This is a genomic window from Achromobacter sp. 2789STDY5608615, assembly GCF_001298995.1.
GTDB classification, from domain to species: domain Bacteria; phylum Pseudomonadota; class Gammaproteobacteria; order Burkholderiales; family Burkholderiaceae_B; genus Achromobacter; species Achromobacter insuavis.
Genome location: NZ_CYTY01000004.1, coordinates 182,323 through 197,672, shown reverse-complemented (window position 1 = coordinate 197,672; position 15,350 = coordinate 182,323). Strand labels below are relative to the sequence as shown.

Sequence of the window (15,350 nt, the reverse complement as noted above, 5' to 3'; positions counted from 1 at the left end):
AGAAAAAGGCCGGCTGACGCCGGCCTTTTTTTCATTCCGTTCAGAACGGGATCTTCTGCGACCAGGGTTGGGCGTTCTGCGAGCCCACGCCCGGTCCGACCTTGATGCGGTTGTCTTCGCCGCTGTCGTTGTTCAGGCCGTTCAGGAACTCGCCCAGCGTATCGGCCTGCGGCAGGCCCAGGCGCGCCACCGCCTGTCCGGGCGGGAATTCCGAGAAGTAGTACTCGCCGTTCTCGACGATGATGCCGTCGGGACGGGGGCGCGGCTTTTCTTCCGGCACGCCCTTGAGCGCGTCCTGCATGTAATCGACCCAGATCGGCATGGCCACGCCGCCGCCGGTTTCACGCGAACCCAGCGACTTGGGCTGATCGAAGCCGAGCCAGGCGGTGGCCACCAGCGAGGGCGTATAGCCCGAGAACCAGGCGTCCACCGATTCGTTGGTGGTGCCAGTCTTGCCGGCGATGTCGTTGCGCTTGAGCAGCACGCGGGCGCGGGCGGCGGTGCCGTAGGTGGCCACGCCGCGCAGCACGTCGTCCATGATCCAGGCGGTGCGCGGGTCGATGGCGCGGGCGGCGGCGTCGCCGGCCACGGTCGGCTTGGCCTGCATCACGATCTTGCCGTTGCTGTCGGTGACGCGATCGATCAGGTAGGGCGTGACGCGGTAGCCGCCGTTGGCGAACACCGAGAACGCGCCGGCCAGCTGCAGCGGGGTCACCGAGCCGGCGCCCAGCGCCAGCGGCAGCACCGCGGGCTGGCGCGCCTTGTCGAAGCCGAAGCGGGTCAGGTAGTCCTGGGCGTACTGCGGACCGATGGCCTGCAGGATGCGGATCGAGACCATGTTCTTGGACTTGTACAGGCCCTGGCGCAGCGTCAGCATGGGCTCGTACTGGTTGCCGTAGTTCTTCGGGTTCCAGGCCTTGGAGCCGGTCTGCGCCGCGGTCAGCTCGAACGGCTGGTCGGAGATCTGCGTGGCCGGCGTCAGGCCGCGCTCGAGCGAGGCGGCGTAGATGAACGGCTTGATGTTCGAGCCGGGCTGGCGCCAGGCCTGCGTCACGCGATTGAAGTTGCCGCGGTAGAAATCGAAACCGCCGACCATGGCGCGGATCGCGCCGTCCTGCGGCGACAGCGCCACGAACGCGGCCTGCACCGACGGCAGGTTGATGATTTCCCAGTTGTCGCCCAGCTTGCGGATGTAGACCGCCGAACCGCGCTTGATGCGCTGCTCGGGCTTGGCCTTGTCGTTGAGCGCGCGCGCCACCACGCCCAGCACCTTCTTGTCGGTGACAGTGATGATCTCGCGCGAACTGCGCGCCAGCTTCACTTCGGTGGGGCTGGCCGACAGCACCAGCGCGGTCAGCAGGTCGCCGCTGTCGCCGAACTTGTCGAACACGCCGTCCAGGAATTCATCCAGGGCCTGCGGGTTGTTCTCGGTGCCCGGGGGCAGGTCGAGCTGTTCCTCGGGGCCGGGGTAGGGCGCGCGGCGGGTGTATTCCAGCACGCCTTCGCGCACGGCGCGGTAGGCCGCTTCCTGGTCCTTGGACTGGACCGTGGTGTAGATGTTGATGCCGCGCGAGTAGACGTTGTCCTGGTACACATTGAACAGCAGCTGGCGCGCCAGTTCGGCCACGTATTCGCCATGGATGCTGTAGCCGCCGGCCGGCGTGCCTTCCGCCGACTTCATGACGATCTGCTGCGCCATCGCCTGTTTGTACTCAGGCTCGGTCAGGTAGCCCAGCGACTGCATGCGGCCCAGCACGTAGCGCTGGCGCAGCTCGGCGCGGGGACGGTTGGAGATCGGGTTGAAGCGCGACGGGGCCTTGGGAATGCCGGCCAGCATCGCGGCCTCGGCCGGCGTCACTTCGGACAGCGGCTTGCCGAAATAGGTGCGCGAGGCGGCGGCGAAGCCGTAGGCGCGGTGACCCAGGTAGATCTGGTTCATGTAGAGCTCGAGGATCTGGTCCTTGGTGAGCTCGGATTCGATCTTGAACGTCAGCAGCAGTTCGTAGAACTTGCGCGAGTAGGTCTTTTCCGACGACAGGTAGAAGTTGCGCGCCACCTGCATGGTGATCGTGCTGGCGCCCTGCGTCTTGGACATGTTGATCAGGTTGGTCAGGCCGGCGCGCACCACGCCGGTCCAGTCGATCCCGCCGTGCTGGTAGAAGCGGTCGTCCTCGGCCGCCAGCACCGCGGACTTCATCACGTCCGGGATTTCATTGAAGCGCAGCACGTTGCGGCGCTCTTCGCCGAACTCGCCGATCAGCACCTTGTCCGCCGTGTAGACGCGCAGCGGCACCCGCGGGCGGTAGTCCGTCATGGCGTTCAGGTCCGGCAGGTTGGGCCAGGCCAGCGCCAGCGCCATGCCCGCCAGCAGCACGCCGCACAGGAACAGGCCGGCAAAGAAAATGCCGGTCTTGACGAAAAAACGCAATATCGGGGAACCGTTATTGGCGGGCTTGTCTTTTTTGGAGGAATTCTGCGGCTTGCTCATCGCGGCGATTTTACGGGTATCTCCGGTCCCGCCTCAGTGTGGCGGATCGGTTTCTGTAACAAGATAGTTCAGTGTGGTGCGCGGGCAACTTGGCGGCAGATGTGATAATGCCGTCATGAACTTTTCCGCTCACTCATGTCCGGAGGCTGACCCGGACCTGGCGCCCTCCGGCGAGGCGCCCGAAAACCCGCCTTGCGCCTCGGAGTGCCTGGGCAAGACCGTGTCGTTGCCGCACGACCTGCCCATCTTCCTGGTGGGGATGATGGGGGCGGGCAAGACGACCATCGGCTGTGGCCTGGCGCGAGCCCTGGGGCGCGATTTTATCGATCTGGACCATGAGCTCGAGGCGCGTTGCGGCGTGCGGGTGCCGGTAATCTTCGAAATCGAGGGTGAGGCCGGTTTCCGTCGCCGGGAATCCGCCGCCCTGGAAGAGTGTACCCAACGCCGCAACATAATTCTCGCCACCGGCGGCGGCGCCATCCTGGCCGCCGAAAACCGGTTGCGCCTGCGCGAGCGGGGCATCGTGGTCTATTTGAGGGCCAGTGTGGACGAATTGTTCCGCCGCACCTGCCGCGATCGCAACCGGCCCCTGCTGGCCACCGCCGATCCGCGCGGCACGCTGCGCGACCTGATGACCCTGCGCGAACCCCTCTACAAGGAAGTCGCCGACCTGGTGGTGGAAACCGGCTCCATGCCCATCCACACCCTGGTCAAGGCGCTCCTGCCGCAATTACAAGCCTTCGAGAAGCAGATATGAACGTTGTTGAGGTCGACACCCCGGGCGGACAGTACCCGATCCGCATCGCGCCGGGGCGCCTGGATGCCCTGCACGAGAGCATCCCCGCCGACGCCACCGCCATCGCGGTGGTGACCAACCCGACCGTGGCCGCCTTGTACGGCGAACGCGCCGAAGCCGCGCTGGCGCGCACCGGCAAGCGGGTGCTGCGCATCGAGCTGCCCGACGGCGAGTCGTACAAGGACTGGCAGTCCCTGAACCTGATCTTCGACGCGCTCTTGACCCATCGCCTGGACCGCCGCTGCGTGCTGGTGGCGCTGGGCGGCGGCGTGATCGGCGACATGACCGGCTTCGCCGCCGCGGTCTACATGCGCGGCGTGCGTTTCGTGCAGGTGCCCACGACCCTGCTGGCCCAGGTCGATTCGTCGGTCGGCGGCAAGACGGCCGTGAACCATCCGCTCGGCAAGAACATGATCGGCGCGTTCTACCAGCCGCTGGCGGTCGAGATCGACACCGCCGTGCTGGCCACGCTGCCGGCGCGCGAAGTGTCGGCCGGCCTGGCCGAAGTCATCAAGTACGGCCTGATCCTGGATCCGGAATTCTGGACCTGGTGCGAACAGAATGCGCAGAAATTGCGCAGCTTGGACCCGCAGGCCATCGCCTATGCCATCCGCCGTTCGTGCGAGCTGAAGGCGCAGGTGGTGGGCAAGGACGAACGCGAATCCGGCCTGCGCGCCATCCTGAACCTGGGCCATACCTTCGGCCACGCCATCGAGGCGGGCCTGGGCTACGGCGCCTGGCTGCACGGCGAGGCGGTCGGCTGCGGCATGGTGCAGGCGGCGGAACTGTCGGCCGACGTGGCCGGCTTCCCGCGCGCCGACGTGGCCCGCGTGCGCGCCCTGGTCGAGGCCATCGGCTGTCCCGTGGTCGCGCCCGACCTGGGGGCCGATCGCTGGCTCGACCTGATGCAGGTCGACAAGAAGACCGAGGGCGGCGAGATCCGCTACGTGCTCATGACCCGCATCGGCGCAGCGATGATGCGGGCGGCGCCGGCCGATGCCGTGCGCGCCGTACTGGCCCGAACCACTCAGTAAAGACCGCTGGAGAGACGGTGTCGCAGATGAAAGAACTGGCTTCCTATGCATCCGACCCGTCCCGATCGCGCGGCCGGGCCTATGCCGAACCCGCGCCGGAAAACCGCACGGAATTCCAGCGCGACCGCGATCGCATCATCCATTCCAGCGCGTTCCGGCGGCTGGAATACAAGACCCAGGTGTTCGTGAACCACGAAGGCGACCTGTTCCGCACCCGGCTGACACACAGCCTGGAAGTGGCGCAGATCGCGCGCACCCTGGCGCGCAGCCTGGGGCTGTCGGAAGACCTGACCGAAGCCATTTCGCTGGCGCACGACCTGGGCCACACGCCGTTCGGCCATGCCGGCCAGGACGAGCTCAACGCCTGCATGCGCGAACTGGCGCCCGAGGCCGGCGGCTTCGAGCACAACCTGCAGAGCCTGCGGGTGGTCGATGAGCTTGAAGAGCGCTATGCCGATTTCAACGGATTGAACCTGTGCTTCGAGACCCGCGAAGGCATCTTGAAGCATTGCTCGGCGGCCCATGCGCGGCAGCTGGGCGCGGTGGGCGAGCGCTTCCTGGCGCGCACCCAGCCGTCGCTGGAGGCGCAGATCGCCAACCTGGCCGATGAAGTGGCCTACAACAACCACGACATCGACGACGGCCTGCGTTCCGGCCTCATCACGCTGGAGCAGCTGCAGGGCGTGTCGATCTTCCAGCGCCATTACGCCGAGGTGCTGGCGCGCTATCCCGGCCTGGCGTCGCGCCGCGCGGTGGCCGAGACCATCCGGCGCATGATCAACACCCTGATCGGCGACCTGACGCAGACGTCGCTGGCGCGCATCCGCGACGCGGCGCCGGCCAGCGCCGACGACGTGCGCCGCGCGCCGCCGCTGGCGGGGTTCTCGGAAGGCATCCGGCGCGAGGCTGACGAACTGAAGAAGTTCCTGTTCGACAACCTGTATCGGCACTACCGCGTGCTGCGCATGACCACCAAGGCGCGCCGCATCGTGCGCGAGTTGTTCGCGGCGTTCCTGGACGATCCGCGCCTGTTGCCGCCGGACTATCGCCGCGCCGCCTTCAACGACCAGGCCCGCGCCATCGCCGACTACATTGCCGGCATGACCGACCGCTACGCCATCCGCGAGCACCGGCGCCTGTTCGACATGAGCTAGGGCCGGCGCCAGGCGGCGTTCTGGGCGGCATGCGCGCCGGGTTCAGGCGGCGAGACGCGGCCCGCCGGCATCAACGATGTTTGCGGTAGGGTTCGTCGGCCTCGACGAAAGTGGCTTCGGCGCGCGCGTCGCGCATCCATTCCTGCATCGCCGGCAGCGCCAGCACCGCGTCCATGTAGTCTCGCACCGGGCCGGCCGCGGCGATGCCGTAGGTGACGAAGCGCGACACGATCGGCGCGAAGAACGCATCGGCGATCGAGAAGGCGCCGAACAGGAACGGGCCGCCCTGGCCGAATTCCGCGCGCGTGTCCTGCCAGATGGCGTGCATGCGCGAAATCTCCTGGCGCGCGGCCTCGGGGATATCGATGCCGGGCAGGTGCGCCTCGATGTTCATCGGCAGCGCCTGGCGCAGCGCGCCGAAACCGCTGTGCATCTGCGCGGTCAGCGAACGGGCGCGGGCCCGGGCGCGCGCGTCCTGCGGCCACAGGCGGGCCTCGGGATGCTGTTCGGCCACGTATTCGCAGATCGCCAGCGAGTCCCAGACCGCCAGGTCGCCATCCAGCAGCACCGGCACCAGGCCGGCCGGCGTGAGCGTTTCCAGGCGGCGGGCGAACGCCTCGGTGAACAGGCCCAGCTTCTGTTCGGTGAAGGCGACGCCGGTGGCGCGCAGCGCGAGCCAGGGTCGCAGCGACCACGACGAGTAGTTCTTGTTGCCGATGATCAAGGTGTACATGCCGATTCCCCTTAGTGACAGGCCCTGATTGCGCCGCGCCGTTCAGCCGCCCGGCGTGCGGCGCAGCAGTTTGCCGAGATAGTGTCCGGTGTGGCTTTCCGGCGCGGCCGCCACGTCTTCCGGCGTGCCTTGCGCCACCACCCGGCCGCCGCCGTCGCCGCCTTCCGGGCCCATGTCGACGAGCCAGTCCGCGGTCTTGATGACGTCCAGGTTGTGTTCGATGATGAGCACGGTGTTGCCGCTGTCCACCAGCTGGTTGAGCACCTGCAGCAGCAGTTCGATGTCGCGGAAATGCAGGCCCGTGGTGGGTTCGTCCAGGATGTACAGGGTGCGCCCGGTGCTGCGGCGCGACAGTTCCTGCGACAGCTTCACGCGCTGCGCTTCGCCGCCCGAGAGCGTGGTGGCGCTCTGGCCCAGCCGGATGTACGACAGGCCGACGTCGATCAGCGTGTGCAGCTTGCGCGCGATCGCCGGCACCGATTCGAAATACTCCAGCGCCTGCTCGACCGTCAGGTCCAGCACCTCGCTGATGTTGCGGCCGCGGTAGCGGATCTCGAGCGTTTCGCGGTTGTAGCGCTTGCCGTGGCAGACGTCGCAGGGCACGTACATGTCCGGCAGGAAGTGCATCTCGACCTTGACCACGCCGTCGCCCTGGCAGGCCTCGCAGCGCCCGCCCTTGACGTTGAAGCTGAAGCGGCCGGGATCGTAGCCGCGGGTGCGGGCCTCGGGCACGCCAGCGAACAACTCGCGGATCGGGGTGAACAGGCCGGTGTAGGTGGCCGGGTTGCTGCGCGGGGTGCGGCCGATCGGGCTCTGGTCGACGCTGATGATCTTGTCGAAGTTCTCCAGGCCCTGCATCGCGGCGTAGGGGGCGGGTTCGCTCTGGGCGTGATGCAACTGGCGCGATACCGCCACCGCCAGCGTGTCGTTGACCAGGGTCGACTTGCCCGAACCGGACACGCCGGTGACGCAGATCAGGCGGCCGGCGGGCAGGCGCAGGTCGACATTCTTGAGGTTGTTGCCGGTGGCGCCCGTGAGCGTCAGCCAGGGCAGCTCGTCCGTGACCGGGCGGCGCTGCGGGATGGCGATGGCGCGCTGGCCGCTCAGGTACTGGCCGGTGAGCGAGTTCGGGTCGCGCTGCACGGTTTCGGGATCGCCCTGCGCCACCACCTCGCCGCCGTGCTCGCCCGCGCCCGGGCCCATGTCCACGACCCAGTCGGCCATGCGGATCATGTCTTCGTCGTGCTCGACCACGATGACGCTGTTGCCCAGGTCGCGCAGGTGCTGCAGCGTGCCGATGAGGCGGTCGTTGTCGCGCTGGTGCAGGCCGATGGAGGGCTCGTCCAGCACGTACATTACCCCGGTCAGGCCCGAGCCGATCTGGCTGGCCAGGCGGATGCGCTGGGCCTCGCCGCCGGAGATGGTGTCGGCGCTGCGGTCCAGCGACAGGTAGTTCAGGCCGACGTTGTTCAGGAAGCTCAGGCGCGCCTCGATCTCGCGCACGATGCGCTGCGCGATCTCCTGCTTGGCGCCGGTCAGCGCCAGGTCGCGGAACCACGCCAGGCAGGTCGACAGCGGCATCGCCTCGACTTCATAGATGGCCTGGCCGTGGCGTTCGCCGCCGCGCGGATCCTGGCCGATCAGCACGTGGCGCGCTTCCGGCCGCAGGCGCGAGCCGCCGCAGTCCGGGCAGGTCTTGATGTTGCGGTACTTGCCCAGCTCCTCGCGCACGGTGGCCGAATCGGTTTCGCGCCAGCGGCGCTCCAGGTTCGGGATCACGCCTTCGAAGGTGTGGCGCTTGACGGTGCTGCGGCCCTTTTCGTTCAGGTACAGGAACGAGATTTCCTCGTCGCCCGAGCCATACAGCACCTTGTCGCGCAGCGCCTCGGGCAGGTCCTCGAAGGGCGCCTCGATGTCGAATTCGTAGTGCGCCGCCAGGCTGGTCAGCAGCGAATGGGTGAACGCGTTGCGGCGGTCCCAGCCGCGGATGGCGCCGGCGGCCAGGCTCAGTTCGGGGAAGGCGACCACGCGCTTGGGATCGAAAAAGCCCACCTGGCCGATGCCGTCGCAGCTGGGGCAGGCGCCCATCGGGTTGTTGAAGCTGAACAGGCGCGGTTCCAGTTCCGGCAGGCTGTGGCTGCACACCGGGCAGGCGTAGCGGCTGGAGAACACCTGTTCGCGGCTGCCGTCCATGTCCAGCGCCAGCGCGCGGCCGTCGGCCAGCTGCAGCGCGGTCTCGAAGCTCTCGGCCAGGCGCTGCTTGCTCTCGGGCTTGATGCGCAGGCGGTCGATGACCACGTCGATGTCGTGCTTCTCGGTTTTCTTCAGCGGCGCCATGCCGTCGATTTCCACCATCTGGCCGTCCACGCGCAGGCGCACGTAGCCCTGCGCCTGCAGGCTGGCGCATTCGTCCTCGAAGCTGCCTTTCTTGCCGCGCGCAATCGGGGCCAGCACTGCCAACCGGGTGTCGGCCGGCCAGGACAGCACCGCGTCCACCATCTGGCTGACGCTCTGCGCCTGCAAGGGCAGGCCGTGGTCCGGGCAATAGGGCGTGCCGACCCGCGCGTACAGCAGGCGCAGGTAGTCGTGGATCTCGGTGATGGTGCCGACGGTGGAGCGCGGGTTGTGGCCCGCCGCCTTCTGCTCGATCGAGATGGCCGGCGACAGGCCCTCGATCAGGTCGACATCGGGCTTGTCCATCAGCTGCAGGAACTGGCGGGCGTAGGCGGACAGGCTTTCGACATAGCGCCGCTGCCCCTCCGCGTAGAGCGTATCGAATGCCAGCGAGGACTTGCCCGAGCCGGACAGGCCGGTGACCACCACCAGCTTGTGGCGCGGCAGATCCAGCGAGACGTTCTTGAGATTGTGGGTGCGGGCACCCCGAATGCGTATGGTCACGTCTATCGGGCTCTTTTAAGCGGTTGCAAAGGCCAACTTGGTACTATAGCGCGCCGAGTCCTCAGGCCATAGATCAGACCGCAAGCGCATGACATTCGCGCGCGACCGGCCCTCGTCATCGTTGAAAATTCCGCATGCCGGCAGACACGAAACTGAAATTGACCCCTTCCGAGCGCCGCGCCAGCGTGGCGCTGGCCGGTTTGTTCGCCGCGCGGATGCTGGGCCTGTTCCTGTTGCTGCCGGTGTTCGCCGTCGCCGCCCGCGGCCTGCCCGGGGGGGATGACCCCGCCCGCGTCGGCCTGGCGCTGGGCATGTACGGCCTGACCCAGGCATTCATGCAGATTCCCTTCGGGCTGGCCTCCGACCGCTGGGGCCGCCGGCCCGTGGTGCTGTTCGGCCTGCTGCTGTTCGTGGCGGGCAGCGTGGTCTGTGCGCAGGCCGACGACGTGTTCTGGATCACCATCGGCCGCGCCATCCAGGGCGCCGGGGCCATTTCGGCCGCCGTGACCGCCTGGCTGGCCGACGCCACCCGCGACGAGGTGCGCACCCGCGCCATGGCCATGGTGGGCGGCTCGATCGGGCTGTCGTTCGCCGCGTCGCTGGTGCTGTCGCCGGTGCTGGTGGGCTGGTGGGGCCTGTCGGGCCTGTTCTGGACCATCGCCTGTCTGGGCGTGGTCTGTCTGGCGGTGGCGCGCTGGGTGGTGCCGGTGGTGCCGCGCACCCAGGCCCGCAGCATGCAGGCCGCCAGTCCGCGCCAGGTGCTGACCCACACCGACCTGCTGCGGCTCAATTTCGGCGTGTTCGTGCTGCACCTGATCCAGGTGTCGCTGTTCGTGGTGGTGCCGGCGCTGCTGGCCAAGGTCGGCGGCCTGGATGCGCGCGAGCTCTGGAAGGTCTACCTGCCGGTGATCCTGGTGTCGTTCGTGCTGATGGTGCCGGTGGTGTTCGTCGCCGAAAAGCGCCGCGCCCACCGGGGCGCCCTGCGCGCCGCCGTGGCCGGGCTGGTGCTGGTGTGCGCGCTGCTGCCGGCCGCCAGCCATGGCTTCTACACCCTGGCGGCGGCCCTGACCGGCTTCTTCGTGGCGTTCAACGTGCTGGAGGCGCTGCAGCCTTCGCTGGTGTCGCGCGTGGCGCCGCAGGCCTACAAGGGCCTGGCGCTGGGGTTCTACAACACGGCCCAGGCCGCGGGCCTGTTCACGGGCGGCGCGCTGGGCGGCTGGGTGGCATCGCACTCCGGCGCCGGCGCGGTCTTCATCGGCGCGGCCGTGCTGGCGGCCGTCTGGCTGGCCGTGACCTGGGCGCTCAAGCCGCTGGCCTGAGCCGCCCGCCCAGCGGGCGGCGGAAAGTCGCGGATCGCGCCGCCAACGGTGCCCAACAGCGGTGAAATCGTTTCCCTGACAGGACAGCTTTGTCACGATTCCGGTTTGGCGCGCCAGGCGCTTTTCGTCGATAATAGAAGACAAACTAGGGCTTCACCGGCGTCGCCGGTCATCATTGCGGTGACCGGCGAGTTTCATGAAGCCGGTCTTCAACATCGCTTTTTATGTTGTTGCCGGCGCGCTCGCGGCAACGTGTGGCACAGGCTGTCAACAACAGAGGGACAACGGCATGGCATCGGTTAACAAAGTCATTCTCGTGGGCAACCTGGGTCGCGACCCGGAAGTCCGCTACAGCCCCGACGGGGCCGCAATCTGCAACATGTCCATCGCCACGACCTCCACCTGGAAGGACAAGGCATCGGGCGAACGCCGCGAAGAAACCGAATGGCACCGCGTGGTCATGTACAACCGCCTGGCCGAAATCGCCGGCGAATACCTGAAGAAGGGCCGCTCGGTCTACATCGAGGGCCGCCTGAAGACCCGCAAGTGGCAAGACAAGGACACCGGCGCTGACCGCTACAGCACCGAAATCGTCGCCGACCAGATGCAGATGCTCGGCGGCCGCGAAGACGGCGGCGGCGGTGGCGGCAGCTACGGTGGCGGCGGCGGTTACGACGACGCCCCGGCGCGCCAGCCGCAGCAGCGCGCCCCGGCCCAGCGCCCGGCGCCGCAGCAGCGTCCCGCGCCCCAGGCAGCGCCCGCCGGCGGCGGCGCCAACCTGGCCGACATGGACGACGATATTCCGTTCTGATCGCGTCCACGCGGCAGTTCACGAACAAAGCCCGGCAAGCCCTTGCGCTTGCCGGGCTTTGTGCCGTTTGGGCGCCGCCACGGCTGCGCTGCGGCGGGAAGCCGCTGTTTTTTCAGGGAAATCTCGCCAGCTATCCACAGGCTGTGCACAGCATTTCAACAGCTTGCCCACTGATTTTCGGGCCTTGTCCACCGCTTGTTCACAGGGTCTGCCAGACAGGTCCCTGGCGCCCTCGGGCCGGCGAGGCGGTGCCTCAACCGGCCGGATTTCGGATCCGTGCTTCGCCACCCACCTGCAAGCCGCCCGCAGGCTGGATCTACAGGTAGCGGGAGGGCTTGCTGTCCACAGGCTGCGCACAGCATATGCACAGCTTGTGCACCGTGATTCGGGGTTTTTCCACAGCTTTTCAACAGGGGTGAAAGGGCGCATTCCGGCATCGCTGCAACGGCGTGATGTTTCCAACGGAGGCAGTGCCGCCCGCGAGGGCCGGGATCGTCCTATGCAGCCGCTGACGGACCGGCCGGAGGAGGAGGGGCTTCAGGCAGGCGCGGGGAGGAAAAGCGCAGTTCGGTGGTGTGAAATATTTAGTTTCATAAAAGCCTCTTGCGCTATCTATCTAGTAGTAGGTAAGATTCATCCATCGACGCAGCACCCAGCAACACCGCAGCGTCGCCCCAAACCAGAAATACAGTAGCACCCCTTTTTATTTGCCTTGTTATCTACCTATAAGTAGATAGTTTAAACGAAACACCCTAGCCATCGTTATCTGGAGATCACATCATGAAGACCCTCGTATCCGCCCTGATCCTGTCCGCCTCCTTCATCGGCGCCGCCCAAGCCGGCGAACTGGACTACCCGCCCGCCCTGAACACCCAAAGCACGGTGACCCGCGCCCAGGTGCAGCAAGAACTGGCTGCCGCCCGCGCCAACGGTGAACTGGCCACGACCGAAGAAGGCTACGCCGCCACCGCGTTCGCCAGCGCCAGCGACAAGAGCCGCGCCCAGGTGAAGCAGGAACTGGCCGCCGCCCGCGCCCAAGGCCTGACCGAAAGTGGCGAACTGGACTATCCGCCCGTCCAAGGCTGATTTTTTTCCCATCGAATCTATCTACAGATAGATAGCAACAACGTAATCGTGCCGTACTGATCCTTACTGGAGATCCACCATGAAGACCCTCGTATCCGCCCTGATCCTGACCGCCTCGTTCCTGGGCGCCGCCCATGCGGGTGAATTGGACTATCCGCCCGCCGTGGACACCCACAGCACGGTGACCCGCGCCCAAGTGCAGCAAGAACTGGCCGCCGCCCGCGCCAACGGCGAACTGGCCAGCGGTGAAGAAGGCTACGCCGCCACCGCCTTCGCCAGCGCCGGCGACAAGAGCCGCGCCCAGGTGAAGCAGGAACTGGCCGCCGCCCGCGCCCAGGGCCTGACCGAAAGCGGCGAACTGGACTACCCGCCCGTGCAAGGCTGAGTCCGATGACGGCCACTGCGAACCCCGGGGGGCGGGATCATTCCCGGCCGGGGTTCGCACGGTTGCATCGGATCACCGCCTAGGGATACCGCCGATGACGAACCGACCTATTAGTAGGTAATATTCAGCCATGGACACTCCGACCCCCAACACCACCCGCGACCAGCTTTTGGCCCATGCCGAAAAGCTGATCCGTACCCGCGGTTGCAACGGCTTCAGCTATCGCGACCTGGCCGAGCACGTGGGCGTGAAGACGTCCAGCATCCACTACTACTTTCCCGGCAAGGACGACCTGCTCTACGAGGCCGTCGAAGCCTACAGCGCTCGCGCCCTGGCGTCGGTGCGCAGCATCGACACCGCGCAGCCGGCCCACGCCCAGCTCGACGCCTATCTGACGATGATGGAATCGAAGGCTTGCGGCCACGGCGAACTGTGCCTGGGCGGCATGTTGGCCGCCGAAATGATGAGCCTGCCCGACCGCGTGCGCGGCGCGCTGCAGGGATTCTTCCGTGCGCACGAAGCCTGGCTCACCCGTGTATTGGCGCAAGGCGCCGAAGAGGGCACCCTGAAGTTTTCGGGCACCGCCGAAGCGGCCGGCCGGGCGGTGTTCGCCACGGTGCAGGGCTGCATGCTGGTGTCACGCCTGTTCCAGGCGCCGCCGGCCCTGTGCGAAGCGATCAGCGCCCTGTACGTCGAGTGCCAGGACAAGCCCGCCGCCTGATCCATCCGTTTTTCCAGTGCCACGGCCGCAACGCGCAAGCGTGCGGCCGTTGTGTTTTTGGCGCGGGCGGCGCGGGGGTATTACCCCAGGGCGCGCGCCATGTCCGCGCTGCTGCGCGCCTGCATGCCGAGGTCGCGCATGCGCTGCAGGAAGGCGGACTGCGCGTCGGCGAAGCCGGTGACCGGACTGATGCAGTCGGTCAGCAGCACCACGCGCGACAGGTTGCCGCCCGGCAGATGTTCGGCGAGGTGCTCGACCGTGGCCTTGACGCAATGGCTGCCCGCCACGCCGGCCACGATGATGAGATCGGAGCGGTCCAGCGAGTCCAGCAGCTTGCGGTTGAGCTGGCTGCGCGGATCATCGGCATCGGGCACTTCGGCCATCAGCGCGCTGTAGTGCTCGGTCCAGGGGTTGGCGCCCTTGGGCACCTTGCGCACGATGTACTGGCTTTCCTCTTCCCAGCGGCCATAGGCGGCGCGCACGTCCGGGTGGACGTTGTGGCCCCAGGTGCCGATCTCGCAGTGCACCGGCCAGACCATCAAGGTGTAGCGGCCGCGCGTCTCCAGTTCGTCCAGATAGGACAGCGTGCGCGGCAGGTCGTCGACGTGGCGGGGCAGGAAGGCGCCCGAACGCACCTGGCTGGCGGTGATGGGCGTGAAGGGCGCCACCGGGCGGCCGTCGCCGCCGCGCCAGAAGGTCGGATGGGCGATGTCGAGCCGATGGTGCGAATCCAGCGTGACGGTGACGGCCGACAGCGCGGGCGCGGCGGCATCGACGAAGCGCGCCAGCCGCTGCATGTCGGCATGCGCGCCCGGCACCGGCAACGCGGGCGCGGTGGCGCGGCCGGTCAGCGGATCGACGGGGAGATATTCCGCGGGGAGGTCGCAGAAATCGTTTTGCGGATCGATGATCAGTAGGTGAACGGAGCGCGACATGGGGGCAGTGACGGGGAGTGAATGTGAAATATAGACCGGGATGCGCGCCGCGGGCGAGCGCCACGCGCCGGCCCGCCCCGGGGACCGGCCTGCCCGCCGGTGGCCGCGCCTAGAACAGCACCAGATGGTGCGGCTGGTCCGGCAACTGGCGCAGGAGGGCGCGCCACAGCAGCCAGAGACGCGCCAGCGCCGCGATGACGACGGCCCCGCCGATGTAGAAGACCATGATCTCGTTCCTTGTCCAAAAATTCGCACGATCGTGCGAAATTATCCGAAAGAAATACCGGCCCGTGCCGGTATCCGTTGCAACGACTACGTGATGTACTGGAAGCTGCGATACGTGGAAATCAGCCGTTCGTACGCGGCCCGCACCCGTTCGCGGGCGCGCGGATCGCGCAGGAAACGGGCGTCGTGCATCAGCCCGATCATCAGGCTGTAGACCTCGAACACCAGCTGTTCCGGATCGGTGTCCGGGCGCAGGTGGCCTTCTTCCAATGCCTGGCCGACCGTGCGCACCATGGCGGCGCGCCAGCGCTTGAGGCGCTCTTCAAGCACCGCCCGCAGCGGCGACTCGACGTCGTCGAACTCGAAGGCGCCGGCCACGTAGATGCAGCCGGTCAGCAGCTCGACGTTGCAGGCGCGCTCGATCCAGAGCGTGACAAGCGCGTTCAACCGCGGCAGGCCGCGGGGCTGGGCCATGGCGGGCGTGAAGACGGCGGCCACGAAGCGGCGGTCGTATTCCTCGAGCACTGCCTGCTGCAGGGCTTCGCGCGATCCCACCCGCGAGAACACGCCGCTCTTGCTGATGCCCAGGCGCTTGGCCAATTGACCGAGCGACAGGCTTTCCAGCCCCTGGGCGGCGGCCATGTCGAGGGCCGCGTCCACAATGGCCGCGAAGGTCAGTTCGCTTTTTTCGGTCTTGGCAGTCATGTCGGAAATTTAGCACGACTGTGCGAAAAAAGCGCGATCAACGCGCCGGGTCGGGGCCGC

The 15,350-nt window shown here is 67.3% G+C and carries 13 protein-coding genes; 8 read left to right on the top strand and 5 right to left on the bottom strand.

From position 1 onward, the window contains the following. Nucleotides 1-40: 40 nt before the first annotated feature. Nucleotides 41-2,488 (bottom strand): penicillin-binding protein 1A, encoded by a 2,448-nt coding sequence (locus AOZ49_RS05205; protein WP_054474533.1) that lies wholly within the window; start codon nt 2,486-2,488, stop codon nt 41-43. Between the two features lie 115 nt (nt 2,489-2,603). On the opposite strand from AOZ49_RS05205, the gene AOZ49_RS05200 reads away from it, so the two are divergent. From AOZ49_RS05200 to AOZ49_RS05190, 3 genes are read left to right on the top strand one after another with little or no spacing between them, the layout of a single operon-like run. Further along, nucleotides 2,604-3,245, top strand: a complete 642-nt coding sequence (locus AOZ49_RS05200) for a shikimate kinase (protein ID WP_054474532.1) — start codon at nt 2,604-2,606, stop codon at nt 3,243-3,245. Then, nucleotides 3,242-4,318 (top strand): 3-dehydroquinate synthase, encoded by a 1,077-nt coding sequence (aroB, locus tag AOZ49_RS05195; protein WP_054430884.1) that lies wholly within the window; start codon nt 3,242-3,244, stop codon nt 4,316-4,318. The genes AOZ49_RS05200 and aroB overlap by 4 nt, the downstream gene beginning before the upstream one ends. A gap of 26 nt (nt 4,319-4,344) precedes the next feature. Beyond that, on the top strand, nt 4,345-5,472 hold the full coding sequence (locus AOZ49_RS05190; protein ID WP_054474570.1) for a deoxyguanosinetriphosphate triphosphohydrolase: 1,128 nt from the start codon (nt 4,345-4,347) through the stop codon (nt 5,470-5,472). 70 nt (nt 5,473-5,542) lie between these two features. Here AOZ49_RS05190 and AOZ49_RS05185 read toward each other — a convergent pair whose 3' ends face one another. Further along, the gene (locus AOZ49_RS05185) at nt 5,543-6,205 is read right to left on the bottom strand and encodes a glutathione S-transferase family protein (protein ID WP_054430882.1); all 663 of its coding nucleotides are present in this window, start codon (nt 6,203-6,205) and stop codon (nt 5,543-5,545) included. Between the two features lie 42 nt (nt 6,206-6,247). Then, nucleotides 6,248-9,103 carry an excinuclease ABC subunit UvrA gene (gene uvrA / locus AOZ49_RS05180; protein WP_369815771.1) on the bottom strand — a complete coding sequence of 952 codons (2,856 nt, stop codon included), beginning with the start codon at nt 9,101-9,103 and terminating at the stop codon, nt 6,248-6,250. 134 nt (nt 9,104-9,237) lie between these two features. Here uvrA and AOZ49_RS05175 point away from each other — a divergent pair, with 134 nt between their 5' ends. The 5 genes from AOZ49_RS05175 to AOZ49_RS05155 all read left to right on the top strand — a co-directional run bounded on the left by AOZ49_RS05175 (nt 9,238) and on the right by AOZ49_RS05155 (nt 13,425). Further along, nucleotides 9,238-10,422 (top strand): MFS transporter, encoded by a 1,185-nt coding sequence (locus AOZ49_RS05175; protein ID WP_054430878.1) that lies wholly within the window; start codon nt 9,238-9,240, stop codon nt 10,420-10,422. Between the two features lie 289 nt (nt 10,423-10,711). Next, a complete protein-coding gene (gene ssb, locus AOZ49_RS05170) occupies nt 10,712-11,233 on the top strand; it encodes a single-stranded DNA-binding protein (protein ID WP_026382027.1) in 522 nt (173 codons plus the stop codon). A 780-nt stretch (nt 11,234-12,013) separates the two neighbouring features. After that, entirely contained in the window at nt 12,014-12,319 is a 306-nt protein-coding gene (locus AOZ49_RS05165) for a DUF4148 domain-containing protein (protein ID WP_054430874.1), read from the top strand. 79 nt (nt 12,320-12,398) lie between these two features. Next, complete coding sequence (locus AOZ49_RS05160; protein ID WP_054430871.1) at nt 12,399-12,704, top strand: DUF4148 domain-containing protein; 306 nt, start codon at nt 12,399-12,401, stop codon at nt 12,702-12,704. A gap of 130 nt (nt 12,705-12,834) precedes the next feature. After that, entirely contained in the window at nt 12,835-13,425 is a 591-nt protein-coding gene (locus AOZ49_RS05155) for a TetR/AcrR family transcriptional regulator (protein WP_006392006.1), read from the top strand. An 80-nt stretch (nt 13,426-13,505) separates the two neighbouring features. Here the strand turns inward: AOZ49_RS05155 and AOZ49_RS05150 are convergent, their stop codons facing one another. Then, entirely contained in the window at nt 13,506-14,360 is an 855-nt protein-coding gene (locus tag AOZ49_RS05150) for a cysteine hydrolase family protein (protein ID WP_054474530.1), read from the bottom strand. Between the two features lie 312 nt (nt 14,361-14,672). Continuing rightward, entirely contained in the window at nt 14,673-15,290 is a 618-nt protein-coding gene (locus AOZ49_RS05145; RefSeq protein ID WP_054430865.1) for a TetR/AcrR family transcriptional regulator, read from the bottom strand. Between the last annotated feature and the right edge of the window lie 60 nt (nt 15,291-15,350).